General features: G+C 61.4%; 15 protein-coding genes. 8 read left to right on the top strand and 7 right to left on the bottom strand.

Annotated elements, in window-relative coordinates:
- Positions 1-6 precede the first annotated feature (6 nt).
- The 6 genes from PMI30_RS06420 to PMI30_RS06445 all read left to right on the top strand — a co-directional run bounded on the left by PMI30_RS06420 (position 7) and on the right by PMI30_RS06445 (position 5,635).
- Entirely contained in the window at positions 7-633 is a 627-nt protein-coding gene (locus tag PMI30_RS06420; protein ID WP_008012990.1) for a paraquat-inducible protein A, read from the top strand.
- Positions 630-1,268 carry a paraquat-inducible protein A gene (locus PMI30_RS06425; RefSeq protein ID WP_008012988.1) on the top strand — a complete coding sequence of 213 codons (639 nt, stop codon included), beginning with the start codon at positions 630-632 and terminating at the stop codon, positions 1,266-1,268. Before PMI30_RS06420 ends, PMI30_RS06425 begins: the two co-directional genes overlap by 4 nt.
- Positions 1,261-2,901, top strand: coding sequence for a PqiB family protein (locus tag PMI30_RS06430; RefSeq protein ID WP_443216313.1), 1,641 nt, complete (start codon positions 1,261-1,263; stop codon positions 2,899-2,901). The genes PMI30_RS06425 and PMI30_RS06430 overlap by 8 nt, the downstream gene beginning before the upstream one ends.
- Positions 2,898-3,527 carry a PqiC family protein gene (locus tag PMI30_RS06435; RefSeq protein ID WP_008012984.1) on the top strand — a complete coding sequence of 210 codons (630 nt, stop codon included), beginning with the start codon at positions 2,898-2,900 and terminating at the stop codon, positions 3,525-3,527. Before PMI30_RS06430 ends, PMI30_RS06435 begins: the two co-directional genes overlap by 4 nt.
- Positions 3,528-3,641: 114 nt before the next feature.
- Positions 3,642-4,688 (top strand): aromatic ring-hydroxylating oxygenase subunit alpha, encoded by a 1,047-nt coding sequence (locus PMI30_RS06440; RefSeq protein ID WP_007895804.1) that lies wholly within the window; start codon positions 3,642-3,644, stop codon positions 4,686-4,688.
- Positions 4,685-5,635 carry a PDR/VanB family oxidoreductase gene (locus PMI30_RS06445; RefSeq protein ID WP_008012981.1) on the top strand — a complete coding sequence of 317 codons (951 nt, stop codon included), beginning with the start codon at positions 4,685-4,687 and terminating at the stop codon, positions 5,633-5,635. Before PMI30_RS06440 ends, PMI30_RS06445 begins: the two co-directional genes overlap by 4 nt.
- Positions 5,636-5,646: 11 nt before the next feature.
- On the opposite strand, the gene PMI30_RS06450 is transcribed toward PMI30_RS06445, so the two are convergent.
- The 5 genes from PMI30_RS06450 to PMI30_RS06470 form a co-directional block, all read right to left on the bottom strand.
- The gene (locus PMI30_RS06450; RefSeq protein WP_007895809.1) at positions 5,647-6,360 is read right to left on the bottom strand and encodes a GntR family transcriptional regulator; all 714 of its coding nucleotides are present in this window, start codon (positions 6,358-6,360) and stop codon (positions 5,647-5,649) included.
- Positions 6,361-6,453: 93 nt separating this feature from the next.
- Positions 6,454-7,695, bottom strand: a complete 1,242-nt coding sequence (locus tag PMI30_RS06455; RefSeq protein ID WP_008012979.1) for a thiolase family protein — start codon at positions 7,693-7,695, stop codon at positions 6,454-6,456.
- Positions 7,692-9,575, bottom strand: a complete 1,884-nt coding sequence (locus PMI30_RS06460) for a feruloyl-CoA synthase (RefSeq protein ID WP_008012978.1) — start codon at positions 9,573-9,575, stop codon at positions 7,692-7,694. The genes PMI30_RS06455 and PMI30_RS06460 overlap by 4 nt, the downstream gene beginning before the upstream one ends.
- A gap of 132 nt (positions 9,576-9,707) precedes the next feature.
- Positions 9,708-11,156 carry an aldehyde dehydrogenase gene (locus PMI30_RS06465; RefSeq protein ID WP_007895814.1) on the bottom strand — a complete coding sequence of 483 codons (1,449 nt, stop codon included), beginning with the start codon at positions 11,154-11,156 and terminating at the stop codon, positions 9,708-9,710.
- A gap of 128 nt (positions 11,157-11,284) precedes the next feature.
- Positions 11,285-12,115, bottom strand: a complete 831-nt coding sequence (locus PMI30_RS06470; protein ID WP_008012977.1) for a p-hydroxycinnamoyl CoA hydratase/lyase — start codon at positions 12,113-12,115, stop codon at positions 11,285-11,287.
- Positions 12,116-12,327: 212 nt separating this feature from the next.
- Here PMI30_RS06470 and PMI30_RS06475 point away from each other — a divergent pair, with 212 nt between their 5' ends.
- Positions 12,328-12,816: a MarR family winged helix-turn-helix transcriptional regulator gene (locus PMI30_RS06475; RefSeq protein WP_008012976.1), complete on the top strand. Its 489-nt coding sequence runs from the start codon at positions 12,328-12,330 to the stop codon at positions 12,814-12,816.
- A 56-nt stretch (positions 12,817-12,872) separates the two neighbouring features.
- On the opposite strand, the gene PMI30_RS06480 is transcribed toward PMI30_RS06475, so the two are convergent.
- Positions 12,873-14,183: an OprD family porin gene (locus PMI30_RS06480; RefSeq protein ID WP_008012975.1), complete on the bottom strand. Its 1,311-nt coding sequence runs from the start codon at positions 14,181-14,183 to the stop codon at positions 12,873-12,875.
- A gap of 335 nt (positions 14,184-14,518) precedes the next feature.
- On the opposite strand from PMI30_RS06480, the gene mhpT reads away from it, so the two are divergent.
- A complete protein-coding gene (gene mhpT / locus PMI30_RS06485) occupies positions 14,519-15,754 on the top strand; it encodes a 3-(3-hydroxy-phenyl)propionate transporter MhpT (RefSeq protein ID WP_008012974.1) in 1,236 nt (411 codons plus the stop codon).
- An 82-nt stretch (positions 15,755-15,836) separates the two neighbouring features.
- On the opposite strand, the gene PMI30_RS06490 is transcribed toward mhpT, so the two are convergent.
- The gene (locus PMI30_RS06490) at positions 15,837-17,288 is read right to left on the bottom strand and encodes an amidase (RefSeq protein WP_007895820.1); all 1,452 of its coding nucleotides are present in this window, start codon (positions 17,286-17,288) and stop codon (positions 15,837-15,839) included.
- Positions 17,289-17,296: the final 8 nt, after the last annotated feature.

Here is a 17,296-nt window from a genome sequence, read left to right as displayed (position 1 = left end):
CAACCTATGAAAACGTACCCGTACCTGATCGCCTGCGAGCATTGCGACACGGTGTATCAACGCTTCGCCGTGACCTCAGGAGAAGTGGCGCGATGCAGGCGATGCTCGGCCGTCCTGTATCGGGGAAGTCTTCTTGATGTCGATCGATGGCTGGCGTTGACCGTCGCGGCGGCTATTGCCTTCGTGATCACCAACGTTTGCCCGGTCATCCGCATCAGTTTCCATGGTCTGCACAACGAAGCGACCCTTTGGGATGCAACTGCCGCGCTCGTGCATAGCTCGGCGTCCCCCATCGCGGCGCTGGTCGTGTTTTCGATCATCATCGCGCCTCTGCTGCAGATAGCTCTGTTGGGTTGGGTGCTGGGATTCGCCCGAGCCGGGCGAAGGGCTCCCGGTTTTTCTCAGGTCCTGAGGCTGCTCATCAAATTGCGACCCTGGTGCATGGTTGAGGTCTGCATGCTCGGTACCCTGGTCGCGGTGATCAAACTCTCAAGCGTTGTGCAGGTACTGCCGGGTGCGGGTATCTGGGGTATGGCCGTGTTGATGATGCTGCTCGGGTTGATCGCCAACCGCGACATGCGATGGCTGTGGGAGCTGACCGCGCAGCCACATGGCAATGAGGTGAGAGGTTGAAATACTCACCGCGTGCAGCGCATCTGGGCGTAGTCGCGTGCCAACTGTGTGGGCTGGTCTGTGAGAGCGTTCCTGACCAAGGCAAGCCCATTCAATGTCCGCGCTGCCGTTCAAGGCTTCATCGACGACGCCCGGACAGCATTGCGCGAGGCTGGGCTTTTCTGCTGGCGGGCCTCATTGCCTATATCCCCGCCAATGTTCTGCCGGTGATGTACTCCAGCCTGCTCGGTCATAGCAGTGAGAGCACCATCCTGCTAGGGGTTGTCGAGTTTTGGGACTCGGGTTCTTACGGCATCGCACTGATTATTTTCATCGCCAGCGTGGTGGTGCCCTGCAGCAAATTTTTGCTACTCGGTGCTCTGCTGTTCACCGCACAGCAGCGCAGCCATCGGGCGATGCTTGAACGTGCCCGCCTCTACCGCCTGATCGAGTTGATTGGCTACTGGTCGATGCTTGACGTGATGGTGGTCGCCGTCGTGGCCGCACTCGTCAAGTTCCAAACCCTCAGCGTTATCGAACCTCGCGCAGGCATCTTTTTTTTCGGCCTGATGGTGATCCTCACCATGCTCTCGGCCATGAGTTTCGACCCACGTCTGATCTGGGATGGTGAACAAGCCGATGCGTCACGTGCCTGACAATACCCATGACTTGCCACCCCCTCCGAGGATGGACAGGCGCCGCAGAATATCCCTGGTCTGGTTGGTGCCTCTGGTAGCCGCCCTGGTCGGGCTTTCGATGTTGATGCGAGCGTGGCTGTCGGTCGGCCCGCAAATTACCCTGACGTTTCAAACCGCCACGGGTCTGGAAGCCGGCAAGACACCGGTCAAATACAAAGACGTCACGGTCGGCAACGTGTCGTCCATCACCCTGAGCGATGATCGTACCCATGTGCTGGTCACCGCGTCCCTGGTCGAAAGCGCAGAAAGCCTCGCCCGTGAGGACACGCGCTTCTGGGTCGTGCGGCCACGTATTGGCGCTCGCGGTATCTCCGGTGTCGATACGTTGTTTTCAGGGGCTTACATCGGTGTCGATGCCGGTGTATCAACAACGCCTGCCAAGACCTTCACCGGACTGGAATCCCCACCCACCGTCATCAGCGGCATGCCGGGCAAGATCTTTACCGTGCACACCGCTGACCTTAACTCGCTGGACATCGATTCCCCCGTCTACTACCGCCACATCAAAGTCGGGCGGGTGGTGTCGTATCAGCTGAACAGCGACGGCAAGAATGTGAACCTGCAAGTGTTCATCGACGAGCCCTATGATCGCTTCGTGACAACCGATACGCGCTTCTGGAATGCCAGCGGCGTGGATGTCTCTCTCGGAGCCGAAGGGCTGAAAGTCAAAACGCAGTCGATGGCTGCCCTTGTGGCCGGAGGTATTGCATTTTCTTCGCCCGATGACAGTCGCGCCGAACCAGCCACCGCCCACTCGCCGTTTACGCTGGCACAAGATCAGCAAACCGCGATGGCGCAACCGGATGGCCCGGCCCATTACATCCAGCTTCGTTTTGACCAGTCTTTGCGTGGCCTGACGGTGGGTGCTCCAGTGGAATTCTCATCCGTCACGGTGGGCCGGGTCGTCTCGATGGAGCTCGATTACGATGCCTCCAGGCAGCGCTTTCCGACGATCGTTGGCATAGAGATTTATCAACAGCGACTGGGACGGGTTCAGGAAAAACTCCCCAAAACCTCTGGCGACCGAGAGCAACAGGCCGCTACGTTTTTGCGAGGTATGGTCGAACAGGGTCTGCGCGCACAAGTGCGCTCGAGCAACCTGCTGACAGGTCAGCTCTATGTGGCACTCGATTATGTGCCAAACGCACCAAGGGTCATGTTCGATACCCGCGCGCGCCCTCTCAACATTCCGACCATCCCCAGCAGTTTCGAACACCTGCAAGAACAACTGGCCAGCATCGTCGGCAAGATCGACAAACTACCGCTCGACTCCATCGCCCGGCATCTGGACACAAGCCTGATTGGCCTGGACAAGACCCTGAGCCAGATCAACGAGCAAGTGCTGCCGCAGACCACGCAGACGTTGCAGCAAGCTCACAAAACGTTGGGCACGATGCAGATCCTGATAGATGCAGACGCGCCGATACCCCAGGCACTGGGCCAGGCCATGCAAGAAGTGAAACGCGCCGCGGTGACTTTTCGCGTTCTCACCGACCTGCTGAGCCGCCATCCGGAATCTTTGCTGCGTGGCCGACCTAATGATCAGCCCGCTCCTCGCGCACTCAAGGTTTCGCAGGAGTTATCGCAATGAGTCGTGTGCCCCGTTTTTATCTTTTCGCCCTGATCATCGGACTGACCGGGTGCGCTTCAACGACCACCCATTATCACACCTTGGTGATGCCAGCCCCGGCGACCTCGGTTCACCTTCCCCCTTCGCCATTTCTGATTGACGTGATGTCGGTAGGCGTACCGGTTCAGATCGACCAACCGCAATGGGTTGTGCGACACGGTGACAACGGTATCGATGTGCTTGAAGGCGAGCGATGGGGAGCGCCGCTGAGTGACGAAATACGCAGTGCACTTTCTGCGGCGTTGACGCAGCGCCTCAATACCCAGGACATTTCAGGGCTTGCACAGGCACCGAATAAACCGGTGCTGAGAATCAAGGTGCAGGTTCGACGCCTCGATAACTGGCCCGGCCGGCAAGTCGAGTTACACGCAGATTGGAGCCTGAGTTTTGCCGGTGACACGTCCACTGCCCGGCTGCTGTGTCAGGGCCGGTTCAGGGAGGACGCGCCAGGCGGTTATGCGCAACTCGCCAACGCTCAACAACGCGTCGTTACGGTGCTGGGCGAACAGGTCGCCAAGGATGCACGTCGATGGTCAGTGTCACGAAGTTCGGATTGCACTGATCCGGCCGGCCGTGCAGAGGACTAAAATCCACCAATGGATCCACTATATCGTTAATAAACAGAATCAGTTTGACAAACACCCCATAAATCACCATTAATGGATCCACTAAACAACAACAAACAGCCTTGGAGAATCTCCATGTATCCCAAGAACACCTGGTACGTCGCCTGTACGCCCGATGAAATCGCCGACAAGCCGCTAGGCCGTCAGATCTGTGGTGAAAAGATGGTTTTTTACCGCGGGCATGAAGGCAAGGTGACGGCTGTCGAGGACTTCTGCCCCCACCGCGGCGCACCGCTGTCTTTGGGTTATGTGGAAAACGGCAATCTGGTGTGCGGCTATCACGGCCTGGTGATGGGCTGCGACGGCAAGACCGTGGAAATGCCCGGGCAGCGGGTTCGCGGCTTTCCGTGCAACAAGACATTCGCCGTGGTCGAGCGTTACGGATTTATCTGGGTATGGCCCGGCGATCAGCCGTTGGCCGACCCGGCGCTGATCCATCATCTGGAATGGGCCGTCAGCGACGAATGGGCCTATGGCGGCGGTCTGTTCCACATCCAGTGCGACTATCGCCTGATGATCGACAACCTGATGGATCTGACTCACGAAACCTACGTTCACGCGTCCAGCATCGGTCAAAAGGAAATCGACGAAGCACCGCCGGTGACCACGGTCGACGGCGACGAGGTGGTCACTGCCCGCCACATGGAAAACATCATGGCCCCGCCCTTCTGGCGCATGGCCCTGCGCGGCAACAACCTGGCCGACGATGTACCCGTGGACCGCTGGCAGATCTGCCGCTTCACCCCGCCCAGTCATGTGCTGATCGAAGTCGGTGTGGCCCATGCCGGAAAAGGTGGTTATCACGCCCCCCAACAGTTCAAGGCGTCGAGTATCGTCGTCGACTTCATCACGCCGCAAACCGAAACCTCGATCTGGTACTTCTGGGGCATGGCGCGCAATTTCAACCCGCAGGATGAGGCCTTGACCGCGAGCATTCGCGAAGGTCAGGGCAAGATTTTCAGCGAAGACCTGGAGATGCTCGAACGCCAGCAACAGAATCTGATCAGCCATCCCCAGCGCAACTTGCTCAAGCTCAATATCGACGCCGGCGGTGTGCAGTCGCGCCGTATTCTGGAGCGCCTGATCGCCAAGGAACGGGCCACGCAGGAGTCAATGGCATGATCGAAGTGCTGGTGGTATCGCGCAATAACGAAGCCCAGGACATCTGCAGCTACGAGCTGGCCAGTGTCGATGATCGACCGCTACCGATCTTCAGCGCCGGCGCGCATATCGATGTGCACCTGCCCGGCGGCTTGATCCGGCAATACTCGCTGTGCAACCACCCTGAAGAACGCCATCGCTACCTGATCGGCGTGCTCAAGGATCCGACCTCTCGCGGTGGTTCACTGGCCATGCACGAGCAGATCCACCCCGGCACGCGGCTGTCTATCAGTGAGCCGCGTAACCTGTTTCCGTTGGCGCATGAGGCCCGACGCAGCCTGCTCTTCGCCGGTGGTATCGGCATTACCCCGATCCTGTGCATGGCCGAGCGCCTGGCCCACAGCGGCGCGGATTTCGAACTGCACTACTGCGCCCGTTCGCGAGAGCGCGCAGCCTTTGTAGAACGCCTGCAACACTCGCCTTTTGCACACCGGGTATTCCTGCATTTCGATCAGGAACCCGACACCGCGCTGGACGCGGCCAAGGTCCTGGCCACACCTCAGAACGATGTGCATTTATATGTGTGTGGCCCCGGCGGTTTTATGCAGCATGTGCTGGACACGGCCAAGGCCAAAGGCTGGCAGGAGCAATGCCTGCATCGCGAGTACTTCGCCGCCACCCCTGTCGACACTGGCGCCGATGGCAGTTTCTCGATCAAGGTCGCCAGCAGCGGCCTGGTCTTCGAGGTGCCGGCCGACAAGAGCGTGGTACAGGTGCTGCAAAACCAGGGCATCGAGATCGCCATTTCCTGCGAACAGGGCATCTGTGGCACCTGTCTGACGCGGGTTCTGGAGGGCGTGCCGGAACACCGTGACCTGTTCCTCACCGAGGATGAACAGGCCTGCAACGACCAATTCACCCCTTGCTGCTCGCGCTCGAAAACGCCACTGCTGGTGCTGGACATCTGAAAGAGTCGCGCCTATTCCGAGCGGAGAATGACCTTCATCCGCTCTTCAGCCGTCGCCGAGCCGAAGATCTCGGCATAGCGCAGCGTGGCGTTGGCGTGCTCGCGCATGATCGCTTCGGCACGCGCGCCCTGGCGGTTGACCAGAGCATCGAACACCGAATGGTGTTGCATGTGGGCGTAGTTGAAGCGTCGGTATTCCCGGACCATGTCGTTACGGTCCACAGCCAGGGCTGTTACCGAAGCGAAGGGCAAGTGGTCGTTGCGCGCCAGTGCGTCGGCGATCGCCGGGTTGTGGCTGCCTTCGACAATCACTTCGTGAAAACGCATGTTGAGGTCGTGATAGACCTCCAGGTCCTCGATGGTCACAAACCCCTTGTCGAACAGCTGATCACCTTGCATCAGGCACTGTTCAAGGGTCGCCCGGGCCTCGTCCGATAGCCCGCGCTCGGCGGTCTGACGCGCCGCCAGGCCTTCGAGCACACCTCGCACTTCAACCGCACCGGCAATGTCATCGGGGCTGACCGAACGCACCTGAAACCCGCGCCCGCCAAAGCGCACCAGCAAGCCTTCCTGCTCCAGCGTGCGGAACGCCATGCGCACCGGCATTCGCGAGACACCAAACAACTCTGCTGTGGGAATTTCCATCAAGCGCTCGCCAGCCGCCAGCTCGCCCGAGGCGATCATCTTGCGCAACGCGACCAGCACCGTTTGACCGGGCTTACTCATCCAGGCAACTTCCAGAAAGGTGGGTCTGCATAGTAACGCAAGACAGTGACGCAAGGATTGGGCTGACTGCAGCAAAGGTCTCGGGGTTCTGCTTCAGCCTTGATACGCCGGGTTTTCGATCAGCAGAGCCATGCCCTGCCCGCCACCGACACACGCTGCGGCGATGCCATAACGCAGATTGCCCTCGCGCAGTTGCCTGGCCAGGGTCAGCACCAGGCGCAAACCCGTGGCGGCCAAAGGGTGCCCCAAAGCAATCGAGCCGCCCCGCCGGTTGAGCCGATCACCGTCCAGTTCAAGCGCCTGGGCCACAGCCAATACCTGAGCGGCCTGGGCCTCATTGATTTCCAGCAAGCCGATTTCACCAAGCGGCAGCCCACTGCGTTGCAGCAGCAACTGGATGGCTGGCGCCGGCCCTATGCCCATGAATTCCGGTGCCACGCCCACCACGGCACTGGCCAGCAAATGGGCCAACGCCGGACGCCGGGCCGCAGACGCTCGCCCCACCAGCGCGGCCGCCGCGCCATCGACCACCGCGCAACTGTTGCCGGCCGTTTGCACACCGCCGGCATGCACCGCCCGCAACCGGCCCAAGGCGTCCAGATCGGTGGGTCGCGGATGACTATCGCGAGTCACGCGGTCTACGCCCCGTGGCAACTGGATACTCCGTGGCTGATAGCCAGTCAGTTCAAAGCGCTCATTGCCGAGCGCCACCAGCTCCGGTTCAAACCAGCCATCGGCCTGGGCCTGTAGCGCGAGTTGATGGCTGTCGAGGGCGTAACGATCCACCTCTTCGCGGCTCAGACCGTGCCGCCGGGCCAGGTTGTCAGCGGTGGTGATCATGTCTACACCCGGGGCCGGATCGTAGAGGGCTTCCCAGAGAAAGTCCTTGAATTCCACGCCCGCACCGAGCCGGAAACCACCTCGGTGGGTGTAGGCGGCAATCGGGTTGCGCGACATGGATTCGGCCGCCACGCACAGGGCCAACTGCACGCCGTCATCCAGCTGCCTGGCGGCCTGCCGCAAGAGTTCGAAACCGGTGGCGCAGATGCGCTGCACACCCAGTGCCGGAGTCTCTTGCGGCACGCCACTGTAAAGGCCGATATGCCGAGGCAGCAGGTAAGCATCGAAACTGGCCTGAGCCATGGAGCCGGCCAACACGCTATCGACCAAAGATGGATCGATAGCGGCGCGGGCAAGCACCTCGCGCCCGACCTTGATCCCCAGGTCGATCGGCGAAACCTGGGCCAAGGCCCCGCCGAGATCGACCCAGGGCGTGCGCAGTGCTTCGAAAATGGCCACATCGCCAAAGCTCGAATACTGCCCCGCTCCAATCATGGCAGAGGTCCGGCACGCAAGATGGAAGGTTCTTCGCCGCGATACAGCGCCTCGACCTTGTCGGCGCGCCACTGCAACACCGCACGCTGGTTGATCGAGCCCTTGTCGGTGATTTCACCGCGGTCGATGGAGGCGGGTTCGTCGAGTAGCGCAATCCATTCCAGGCGGCTGGCATTCCCGGTGGCGTCGCGATTGAGCCGTTGCAGCCAATCGCCGAACCAATCTCGCACCGGTGCGCTGGCCAGGACCTCGGCATCACTGGCATGCGCACTCAAACCGGCCAGACGTCGGCATTCGTAAAGACGGGGGAAGACCAGCGCACCCAGGCACTCGCGGTCCGGCGCGGCCACCACCAGGTCTTGAACATAGGGCGAACCTTCGAGCACTGCGCGATTGCGCAACGGGCCGACGCTGACAAACACGCCGGAGCTCAGTTTGAAGTCCTCGGCGATACGCCCGTCGAACATCAACCCCAGTTGCGGATCGCGGGCGTCGGCCAGTTTCAACGCGTCGCCGGAACAGTAAAAGCCCTGCTCGTCGAACACTTCGGCGGTCTGCTGTGGCGCACGCCAGTAACCCGGCATGATGTGCGGCCCGCGAAAACGCCCCTCCAGCTTGCCGTCCACCGGCACCAGCCGCACTTCGCAACCGGGTGCCGGCAGGCCGATGTAGCCGGCCATTGACAGTGGCCCGGTGGTGAACGTACAGGACGGTGCCGCCTCGGTCATGCCGAGCCCGGCCATCATGCGAATGCGTTCGCCACAATGCTGTTCGGCGACCCGGTCCAGGCGATCCCAAACGCGTTGGGACAAACCGGCGGCGGCGAAAAAGAACAGCTTCATGCGCGAGAAGAAACATTCACGCAACTCGCCGTCCTGCTCCAGTGCATTGACCAGCTCTTCCCAGCCTTTGGGCACGGTGAGGTACGCGGTGGGCGATATTTCCTTGAGGTTGCGCAGTGTTTCAGCAAACCCCTGGACGGTCGGCTTGCCGTCGTCCAGGTAAAAAGTGCCGCCGTTGTACAGCACGATCCCGACGTTGTGGCTGCCGCCGAAGGTGTGATTCCACGGCAGCCAGTCCACCAGCACCGGAGGTTCTTCGCCGAACACCGGGAAGGTCTGCAACAGCATTTGCTGGTTGGCGCAGAGCATGCGCTGGGTGGTGATCACTGCCTTGGGCAACTTGGTGGAGCCTGAGGTAAACAGGAACTTGGCGATGCTGTCCGGCCCGGTAGCCGTGAAAGCGCAATCGGCCTCGGCACCGCCGGGTTGCTCCAGCAGACTGGCAAAGCTCGCCTGATTGCGCCCAGGAATTTGACCGCGCACGGTGATCAGCGGCGTTTCGGTCGGCAGCACCGCATCGATCGCCCGCTGATAGACTGCGGCGTCGCTGACGAACACCAGGCCCGGTTGCAGCAGCTTGCATACATGCCGCAGCTTGGCGAAATCCTGGGACAACAATGAATAGGCAGGAGAAACCGGGCAGTAAGGAATCCCGGCATACATCGCACCCAAGGCAATCTGTAAATGCTCGATGTCGTTGCCCGAGAGGATCGCCAGCGGTCGTTCCGCCGAAAGCCCATAACTGAGCAGGCGTTGGGCAATGGCGCGGACGCTGGTCAGCATCTCGGCGTAACTCACCCGGCGCCAGTCGCCGCCGTTCTGGCGAGCCGCGATAAAGGTCTGTTGCGGGCGCACATGGGCCCAATGCACCAGGCGATCCAGCAAACGTACAGGCAACTTGGCCAAGGGTTCCAGGGAGCGCATATGCAGGATGCCCTGCTCTTCGCTGACCTCGACCGCAGGATTGCCGATGGACACTTGGCGATAGCGCGGCGCATTGGCTTCGGTCTGGGGTGGCGATCTGAATTCGGAACTCACGTGCTTGCTCTCCATCAAGGCATACCACCGGCTCGCACAAATGCGTGGCTGCAGCCTCTTTATTGTTATGTCTGCCTGCACGCGGGCGGCAATCACTCTCAAGTGTTTGTCGCCCGACGGTGCGGCGGATGCTCAGATCGGGTAGTGCCGCGGGCCGTTCTGCAAGGTCACCCAGCGTAACTGGGTGAAATGCTCGATGGACGCCTTGCCGCCAAAACTGCCATAGCCGCTGGACTTGACCCCGCCGAAGGGCATCTGCGCTTCGTCGTGCACGGTCGGACCGTTGATATGGCAAATGCCCGACTCGACCCGCTGGGCGAGGGCCAGAGCACGACCAGTGTCGCGACTGAAGATCGCCGCCGACAAGCCGAACTCGGAATCGTTGGCCAGGCGCAACAATTCTTCATCGCCCTCGCCACGCAACACCACCGCCACCGGGCCGAAGGACTCTACGCGGTACAAGCGCATGCCGTCAGTGACACCGTCGAGCAAGGTCGGCTGCAGAATACTGCCCGCAAGCTGACCACCCGTGACCAGGGTTGCGCCCTTGTCGAGGGCATCGTCGATCAACAGTTTGATGCGTTCACCGGCGCTGCTGTCCACCAGTGAACCGAGCACCGAACCTTCGGCGTTGGGGTTGCCGGCGGGCAAGGTAGCGATCTTCGCCGCGAGTTTGGCGACAAAGGCATCGGCCACTTTGGCATCGACGATCAGGCGCTCGGTGGACATGCAGATCTGCCCCTGATTAAAGAAGGCGCCGAAGGCCGCAGCCTCCACCGCTGCGTCCAGGTCGGCATCCTCCAACACCAGGAACGGCGCCTTGCCGCCCAGTTCCAGCAACGCCGGTTTGAGATGACGCGCCGACAGCTCACCGACGATGCGCCCGACATGGGTCGAGCCGGTGAAGTTGACCCGACGCACCGCCGGGTTGGCGATCAGCCGCTCGACAATCGCCGCGGCATCCTGGGGCGCGTTGCTGATGACGTTGACTACGCCGTCCCCGAGGCCTGCATCCTGCAACACTTGGCCAATCAATCGGTGCACCGCCGGGCTCAGTTCCGACGCCTTGAGCACCACGGTGTTGCCGCAGGCCAACGGCATGGCGATGGCGCGGGTGGCGAGGATCACCGGAGCGTTCCACGGCGCGATGCCCAACACCACGCCGCACGGTTGCCGCAGGGCCATGGCGAAGCTGCCGGGCACATCAGAGGGAATGACTTCGCCGGTGATCTGGGTGGTCATGCACGCCGCTTCACGCAGCATGTTCGACGCCAGCTGCACATTGAAGCCGTACCAGTTGGCCATGGCGCCGGTCTCGCCGGCTGCCGCAATGAATTCCGCGCTGCGGGCCTGCAACTGTTCGGCCGCACGCAGCAACCGGGTGCGTCGTTCATTGGGGGCCAGGGCCGCCCAGGCGGGGAATGCCGCTTTGGCCGCGGCGACCGCAGCATCGGCATCTTCCAGAGTGGCGGCGGCAACCCGCGACACGATTTCGCCGGTCACCGGATTACGCCGTTCGAAGGTTCGTCCGTCTCGGGCGGGGCACGACTGGCCGCCGATCAGCAGGGGCACGTCCAGCATGGTGATTCCTCTTTATTGTCTTTATCGGGAATACGTTCGAGGGGCTCACAGTAGCGCCTGGGCGCCGGGGCAAACAGCTGGCAGACGCTCGATCGCCCGGCCAGCTCGCCCTGATTCATGTCCGGGTTTCAGCGTTTGTAAGCCTGCAGACCGGGCTTGATGCTCTTGTCGTCGAGGAACTGCTTCATGCCCTGCTCGCGGCCACCTTCGGTGTCCAGCAGGCGCGACTGATCGAGCTTGGCGTAGAGGTAATCTTCGTTCTGCTCCCAGGTCAGTTCACGGCAACGCTTGAAGCCGTGCTTGGCCGCCCGCAGCACCACCGGGTTTTTCTCCAGCAGGTTACGCGCCAGCTCGATCGTCACTTCACGCAGTTGCGCCAGGGGTACGCTTTCGTTGACCAGGCCCATCTCGGCGGCTTTCTGCCCGCCAAAGGTCTTGCCGGTCATGATGTAGTACAGCGACTGACGATGGCCCACGGTGTCGGCCATGGCCTTGCTCACCAGGTTGCCTGGCGGGATGCCCCAGTTGATTTCCGAGAGGCCGAAGGTCGCTTCATCGGCGCAGATCGCCAGGTCGCAGGCCACCAACGGGCTGAAACCGCCACCGAAGCACCAACCGTTGACCATGGCGATGGTTGGCTTGGCGTACATGCGCAGCAGTTTCCATTGCCACTGAGAGGCTTCGCGGCGAATTTTTTCCTGCAGGATTTCCGGGCCGGCGTCGACTTCGCGGAAGTATTCCTTGAGGTCCATGCCGGCGGTCCAGGCGTCGCCCGCACCGGTCAGCACCAGCACACCGGCGTCTGGATCCTGCTCCAGGGTTTCCAGAACGTCGATCATCTCGCGGTTCAGGGTCGGGCTCATGGCGTTGCGTTTTTCCGGACGATTGAGGATGACCCAGGCAATGCCCTCTTCGATTTCCACTTTGACCGTTGTCCAGCGACCTTCGTAATTGCTCATGGCGTTGCTCTCTTGTTCTTGGCTTGACGATGGGTAAAAACTAAACCGCAACATTAGTTATGTCAATTAACTATTAATCAAATTAACCGAATATTTTTTGTCCCGAAAACAAGCGCAACGCCCAGAGATATGAAAGAGGTCATGGCTATCCCCGGCCAATCTCGGCAAACTAGATAGTCTTCTTAACCGCCAGCCTGAGGATTCACCCTGCAATGGCCAAGTCTTCCAAGATTGCCGCCGCCCCCGAGGCCCCTGCCGACAGCGCCGAAACCCAGGCGCCGCTGGATTCCGCCCTGGACGATCTGATCGGTTACGCCATGCGCCGGGCGCAGCTGAAACTGTTCCAGAACCTCATTGGCCGGCTCTCGGCCCATGACTTGCGACCGGCGCAGTTCTCGGCCCTGGCGATCATCGACCAGAATCCCGGACTGATGCAGGCCGATCTGGCCAAGGCTTTGACCATCGAGCCACCGCAAGTGGTGCCGCTGCTGAACAAACTGGAAAGCCGGGCACTGGCGGTGCGGGTGCGCTGCAAACCGGACAAGCGCTCCTACGGGATTTTTCTCAGCAAGACCGGCGAGACCCTGCTCAAGGAGCTGAAACTGATCGCGGCCGAGAGCGACCTGGATGCAACGTCCAACCTCGACAGCCAGGAACGCGAAGAACTGCTCAGGCTCTTGAAAAAGGTCTACCAGGCCTGAAACGCCAACGCCGGCGCGTTCCTGGGGAACGGCCGGCTACTTGGCAGGTAAACGACTTACCAGATCGGCACGGTGTAGAGCACCAGAAAACGGGTCTGGTTTTCATCGCGAAACGCTGCGCCAGCGGGGAAGTCATTGCGATAGATCGACTTGCGCGCCATCAGCCCGACGTTCTTCAGCGGACCGCTCTGGATGACATACCCCAGCTCCATCTGGAATTCTCGCTCCTTGCGGTCGTCGGCATTCAACGCCGTCAGCTCGATATGGTCACCGCGCACATAACGTAGCCGGCTCTTCAGCCCAGGCACCCCGGCGGCGGCAAAGTCATAGTCGTACATCGCCTGCCAGGTCCGCTCCTTGGCATTGAGGAAGTCCGAACTCATGGTCAGCTCACTCATGCCCATCAACTCGGTGCCCGACACATAAGGCGTCGCTGTATCGCCACTGGCGTGCATATAGCCCAGGCTCAGGCGATGACCGCCAAAGCGATAACCGAACAGCGCCGACAGGTTGCGGTTGTCCACCTTGCCGGCCTTGGCGCTGCCATCTTCGTCGCTGAAAAAACTGCGCAGATCGGTGGTCAGCGTGCCCTCGCCCACCTGCAGATTGTGCAGCAAGGCCAGGGTGTTCTGCTGGTACAGGTCCGCCACTTCGGCGTGATAGGCACGCAGGCTGAGGTCCTTGTTCACCTGATAATCACCGCCGACATAGGCCATGTGCGATGAAGTGGCCGCGCCGTTGAAACGCCGGTTCGGCGAGGCGATGCTCATCGGCTGGTAGTCGGTGGAATCACGCTTGTTGATGCGATCGATGTAGCCGGTATTGAGGGTCAGTCCGTCGATGTCCTTGGAACTGAGGGTGGTGCCGCGAAAAGTCTGCGGCAGTAGTCGCGACGGGCTGGCGAAAGCGAACGGCAGGAAGATCGACACATCACCGGTCTTCACCGTGGTCTGGGCAAAACGCATCTTGGCGGTCATGGCCAGGCGCGAATATTCGTCCGCCGCGCGCTTGTCGCTGCTGGACACCGGCAGCAACTCGGTGCCGCTGCGGTCCGGCGACGAGTCCAGCTTCACCCCCATCAGCCCGCGGGCATCCAGGCCGAAGCCGACAGTCCCCGGGGTAAAGCCCGACTCCACATTCATGATGAAACCCTGAGCCCATTCCCTGGCCGCGGTTTTCGCCCCATCATCCTTGTAGTCGCGATCCAGGTAGTAATTGCGCAAGGTCAAGGTGCCGTGGCTGTCGTCGATAAAGCCTTCAGCCAACGCCGGGGTGGCAACCACACTCAAACCCAACAGGACCAGGCAAGGTGCACGAACAGGTAAGGCTGAAGTCGCCGCAAGGGCGTTCCAAGGGAGCTTTGGCATGTTCGATGTCCACTTATTGTTGTTGTTTTTTGAACGGGATCGCCAAGGTTGCCCCAGGGATCTCAGGCCAGAGAATGGAAAGAGCTGAGGGCGGCGTCAATCCATAATGGCCGATAAACGAACATTAATATTATTATCTATTTTTTAGATCCATCATCACCCATACGTCATGAGATTGATTTCAATAGAATTAATGACATTCTCCAGCGAATATCCTTGATCGTTCATTTTTTAGTTATCTTTGTTAATCTTAATTCCAGCCTATCGTCGCTTGAGGCGAGCAGGCTCGCGTTCACCCGTCAGCACACCCACAAAAACAATAAATGAGGTTCGCCATGGACACCCCATCACGTCGTACGACGCTGACCATCGCCCTGTGTTTTATCGTTGCACTGATTGAAGGCTTCGACCTGCAAGCTGCCGGCACTGCCGCCGCGGGCCTGCGCCAGACCTTTGCCCTGGACCCGAAAATGATGGGCTGGGTGTTCAGTGCCGGCATCATCGGCTTGCTGCCGGGCGCCTTCTTCGGCGGCTGGATTGCCGATCGCATCGGTCGCAAGAAAATCCTCATCGGTGCCGTGCTGCTGTTCGGCGTGTTCTCGCTCAGCACTGCCTACGTCAGCACGTTCTCCAGCCTGCTGCTGGCACGTTTCATGACCGGCCTTGGCCTGGGCGCCGCCCTGCCCAACCTGATCGCCCTGTGCGCCGAAGCCGTGGGTGAACAACGCCGTGGTACCGCCATCAGCATCATGTATGCCGGTGTGCCGTTGGGTGGAGCACTGGCGGCGGTGGTCGCCATGCTGTTCACCGATCATTGGCAGGCGACCTTCATCATCGGCGGTCTCGCACCGCTGCTGGTGGTGCCGCTGATGATCCTGTTGCTGCCCGAGTCCAGCGCCTTTCGCCAGCAACAAGGCACCGTCAATGTGGCGCGCGCTTCAACCGGCCAGGCACTGTTCGGCGAAGGCCGGGCTCGCGTCACCCTGGCGTTGTGGCTGAGTTACTTCTTCACCCTGACCGTGATGTACATGTTGCTCAACTGGCTGCCATCACTGCTGCTGGAACAGGGTTTCAGCAAACCCCAGGCGGGCCTGGTGCAGATGCTGTTCAATATCGGCGGCGCCCTCGGCTCCCTGCTCGGCGGACTGCTGTTGGATCGCTGCAACGGCATCAAGGTGGTGCTGTTTGTCTACGCCGGGTTGCTGGCGGCGCTGGCCGGGGTCGGCCTGTCGGTGGGCATTGTCCCGATGGGCATCGCAGGGTTTGCCGCAGGGTTGTTTGTGATGGCTGCGCAACTGGTGCTTTACGCGCTGGCACCGCCGTCGTACCCAACCTCGGTGCGTGCCACCGGCGTCGGCGCGGCGGTGGCCATCGGTCGCCTCGGATCGGTGGCCGGGCCGTTGGCCGCGGGGCAGATTCTGGCGGCCGGAGCTGGCACCACCGGGGTATTGCTGGCGACCTCCCCCGGGTTGGTGATTGCAGCACTGACCATCATCAGCGTGATTGCCCGTTCGGCCCCACTGACCGAGCCCGGACTCAGAACGGCGAATCCGATCGCGGACAAACCCTGACCGCGCCGCACTCTTTGTAGCAGCTGCCGAAGGCAGCGTTCACCTGTAGCAGCTGTCGAGCCTGCGAGGCAGCGTTCGGCTGCTACGGCTGGCGCGCATTCACCGGCGGTACGCGTTGCCGCCAGGGCTGGGCTTGCTCCAGTTGCGCGGCCAGGGCCAGCAAGGTCGTCTCCTCGCCAAAACGGCCGGCGAAGTGGGCGCCCATGGGCAAGCCTTGCGCACTCCAGTGAAGCGGCACCGACATCGCCGGCTGCCCACTGGCATTGAACAACGCGGTAAACGGCGAGTAACTGTGGAAGCGCTCGATCAATTCATCGAGGCTCAAGCTGTCGTCCTGCAGATCCAGTTCGCCGATCAGTACCGGTTCACGGGTCAGGGTCGGGCTGAGGATCAGGTCGTAATCGCGCATGAACAGCGCCAGCTGCCGACCCAGGGCATGGATCCACTCCACCGCTGCTGCGTATTGCGCACCGCTGACTCCGCCCTTGTCGCGCAGAATGATGCGGGTGCGGGTTTCCAGCTCTTCTGGCTGCACAGGCGCGCCACGCATTCGCCCCAACAGGTCGACATAATTTCGCGTACTGGCACCGATGATGGTGAACACCTGGTCGAGAAACTCAGGTAGCACCACCGGCAACCGGGCGGGTTCCACCCGATGCCCCAGCGACTCACACAGGCTCGCGGCCTGACGCACCGCCTCCAGGCTTTGCGTGGAAGTCGGCCAGGGTCCCAGTTGCTCCACCAGCGCGATACGCAATGGCCGCGGCGCCTGTTGCAAAGCCGTCACATAAGGTTGCGCCGGCAGCGGTGCCGCATAGGGTGCGCCCAAGTCGATCCCCCCCGTGGCGTCGAGCAACGCCGCGCTGTCGCGCACCGACAAGGTGATGCAGTGATTGGTGCCCATGCCGGCCCACCCCTCGCCCACCATCGGCCCGGAGGGCAGCAAGCCGCGGCTGGGTTTTAGGCCGAAGACCCCGCAGCAGGACGCCGGCACCCGCAACGAACCACCGCCGTCATTGCCATGGGCAAAAGGCACCACCCGCGCCGCCACCAGGGCCGCCGCTCCGCCGCTGGAGCCGCCGGCGCTGCGTTGGGTATTCCATGGGTTGCGAGTGGCACCAAAGCGTGTCGACTCGGTGGAATAGGACGTCCCGAATTCCGGTGCCGTGCTGGTGCCGATGATCAGGCAACCGGCGCGACGCAAGCGAGTGACAACCTCGGACTCAAAATCGGCGCGTGCCCCGCCCAGCGCCAATGATCCGTTAGTCATCGCCGCCCCCTGCACCGGTGAAAACAGATCCTTGATCAAGGTCGGCACACCGGCGAACAGTCCCTCCCGCCCTCCGGGCTCAAGCGCCGCCTCACGGGCCTTGTCGTAGAGCCGCTCCGCCACTGCATTGAGTTGAGGCTCAACCCGCTCCAGTCGTTCGATCACCGCGTCGAGCAGTTCCACGGGCTGCACTTCGCCACGCCTGACCCACGCGGCCAAGCCAGTGGCGTCTTCCTTGTCCAACAGCTGCTGGATGTCTTGCATGCTTGATA

It is taken from the genome of Pseudomonas sp. GM50, assembly GCF_000282375.1.
GTDB lineage: Bacteria > Pseudomonadota > Gammaproteobacteria > Pseudomonadales > Pseudomonadaceae > Aquipseudomonas.
The sequence above is the reverse complement of the archived record's forward strand: the minus strand, read 5'-3'. Positions and strand labels throughout refer to the sequence as shown.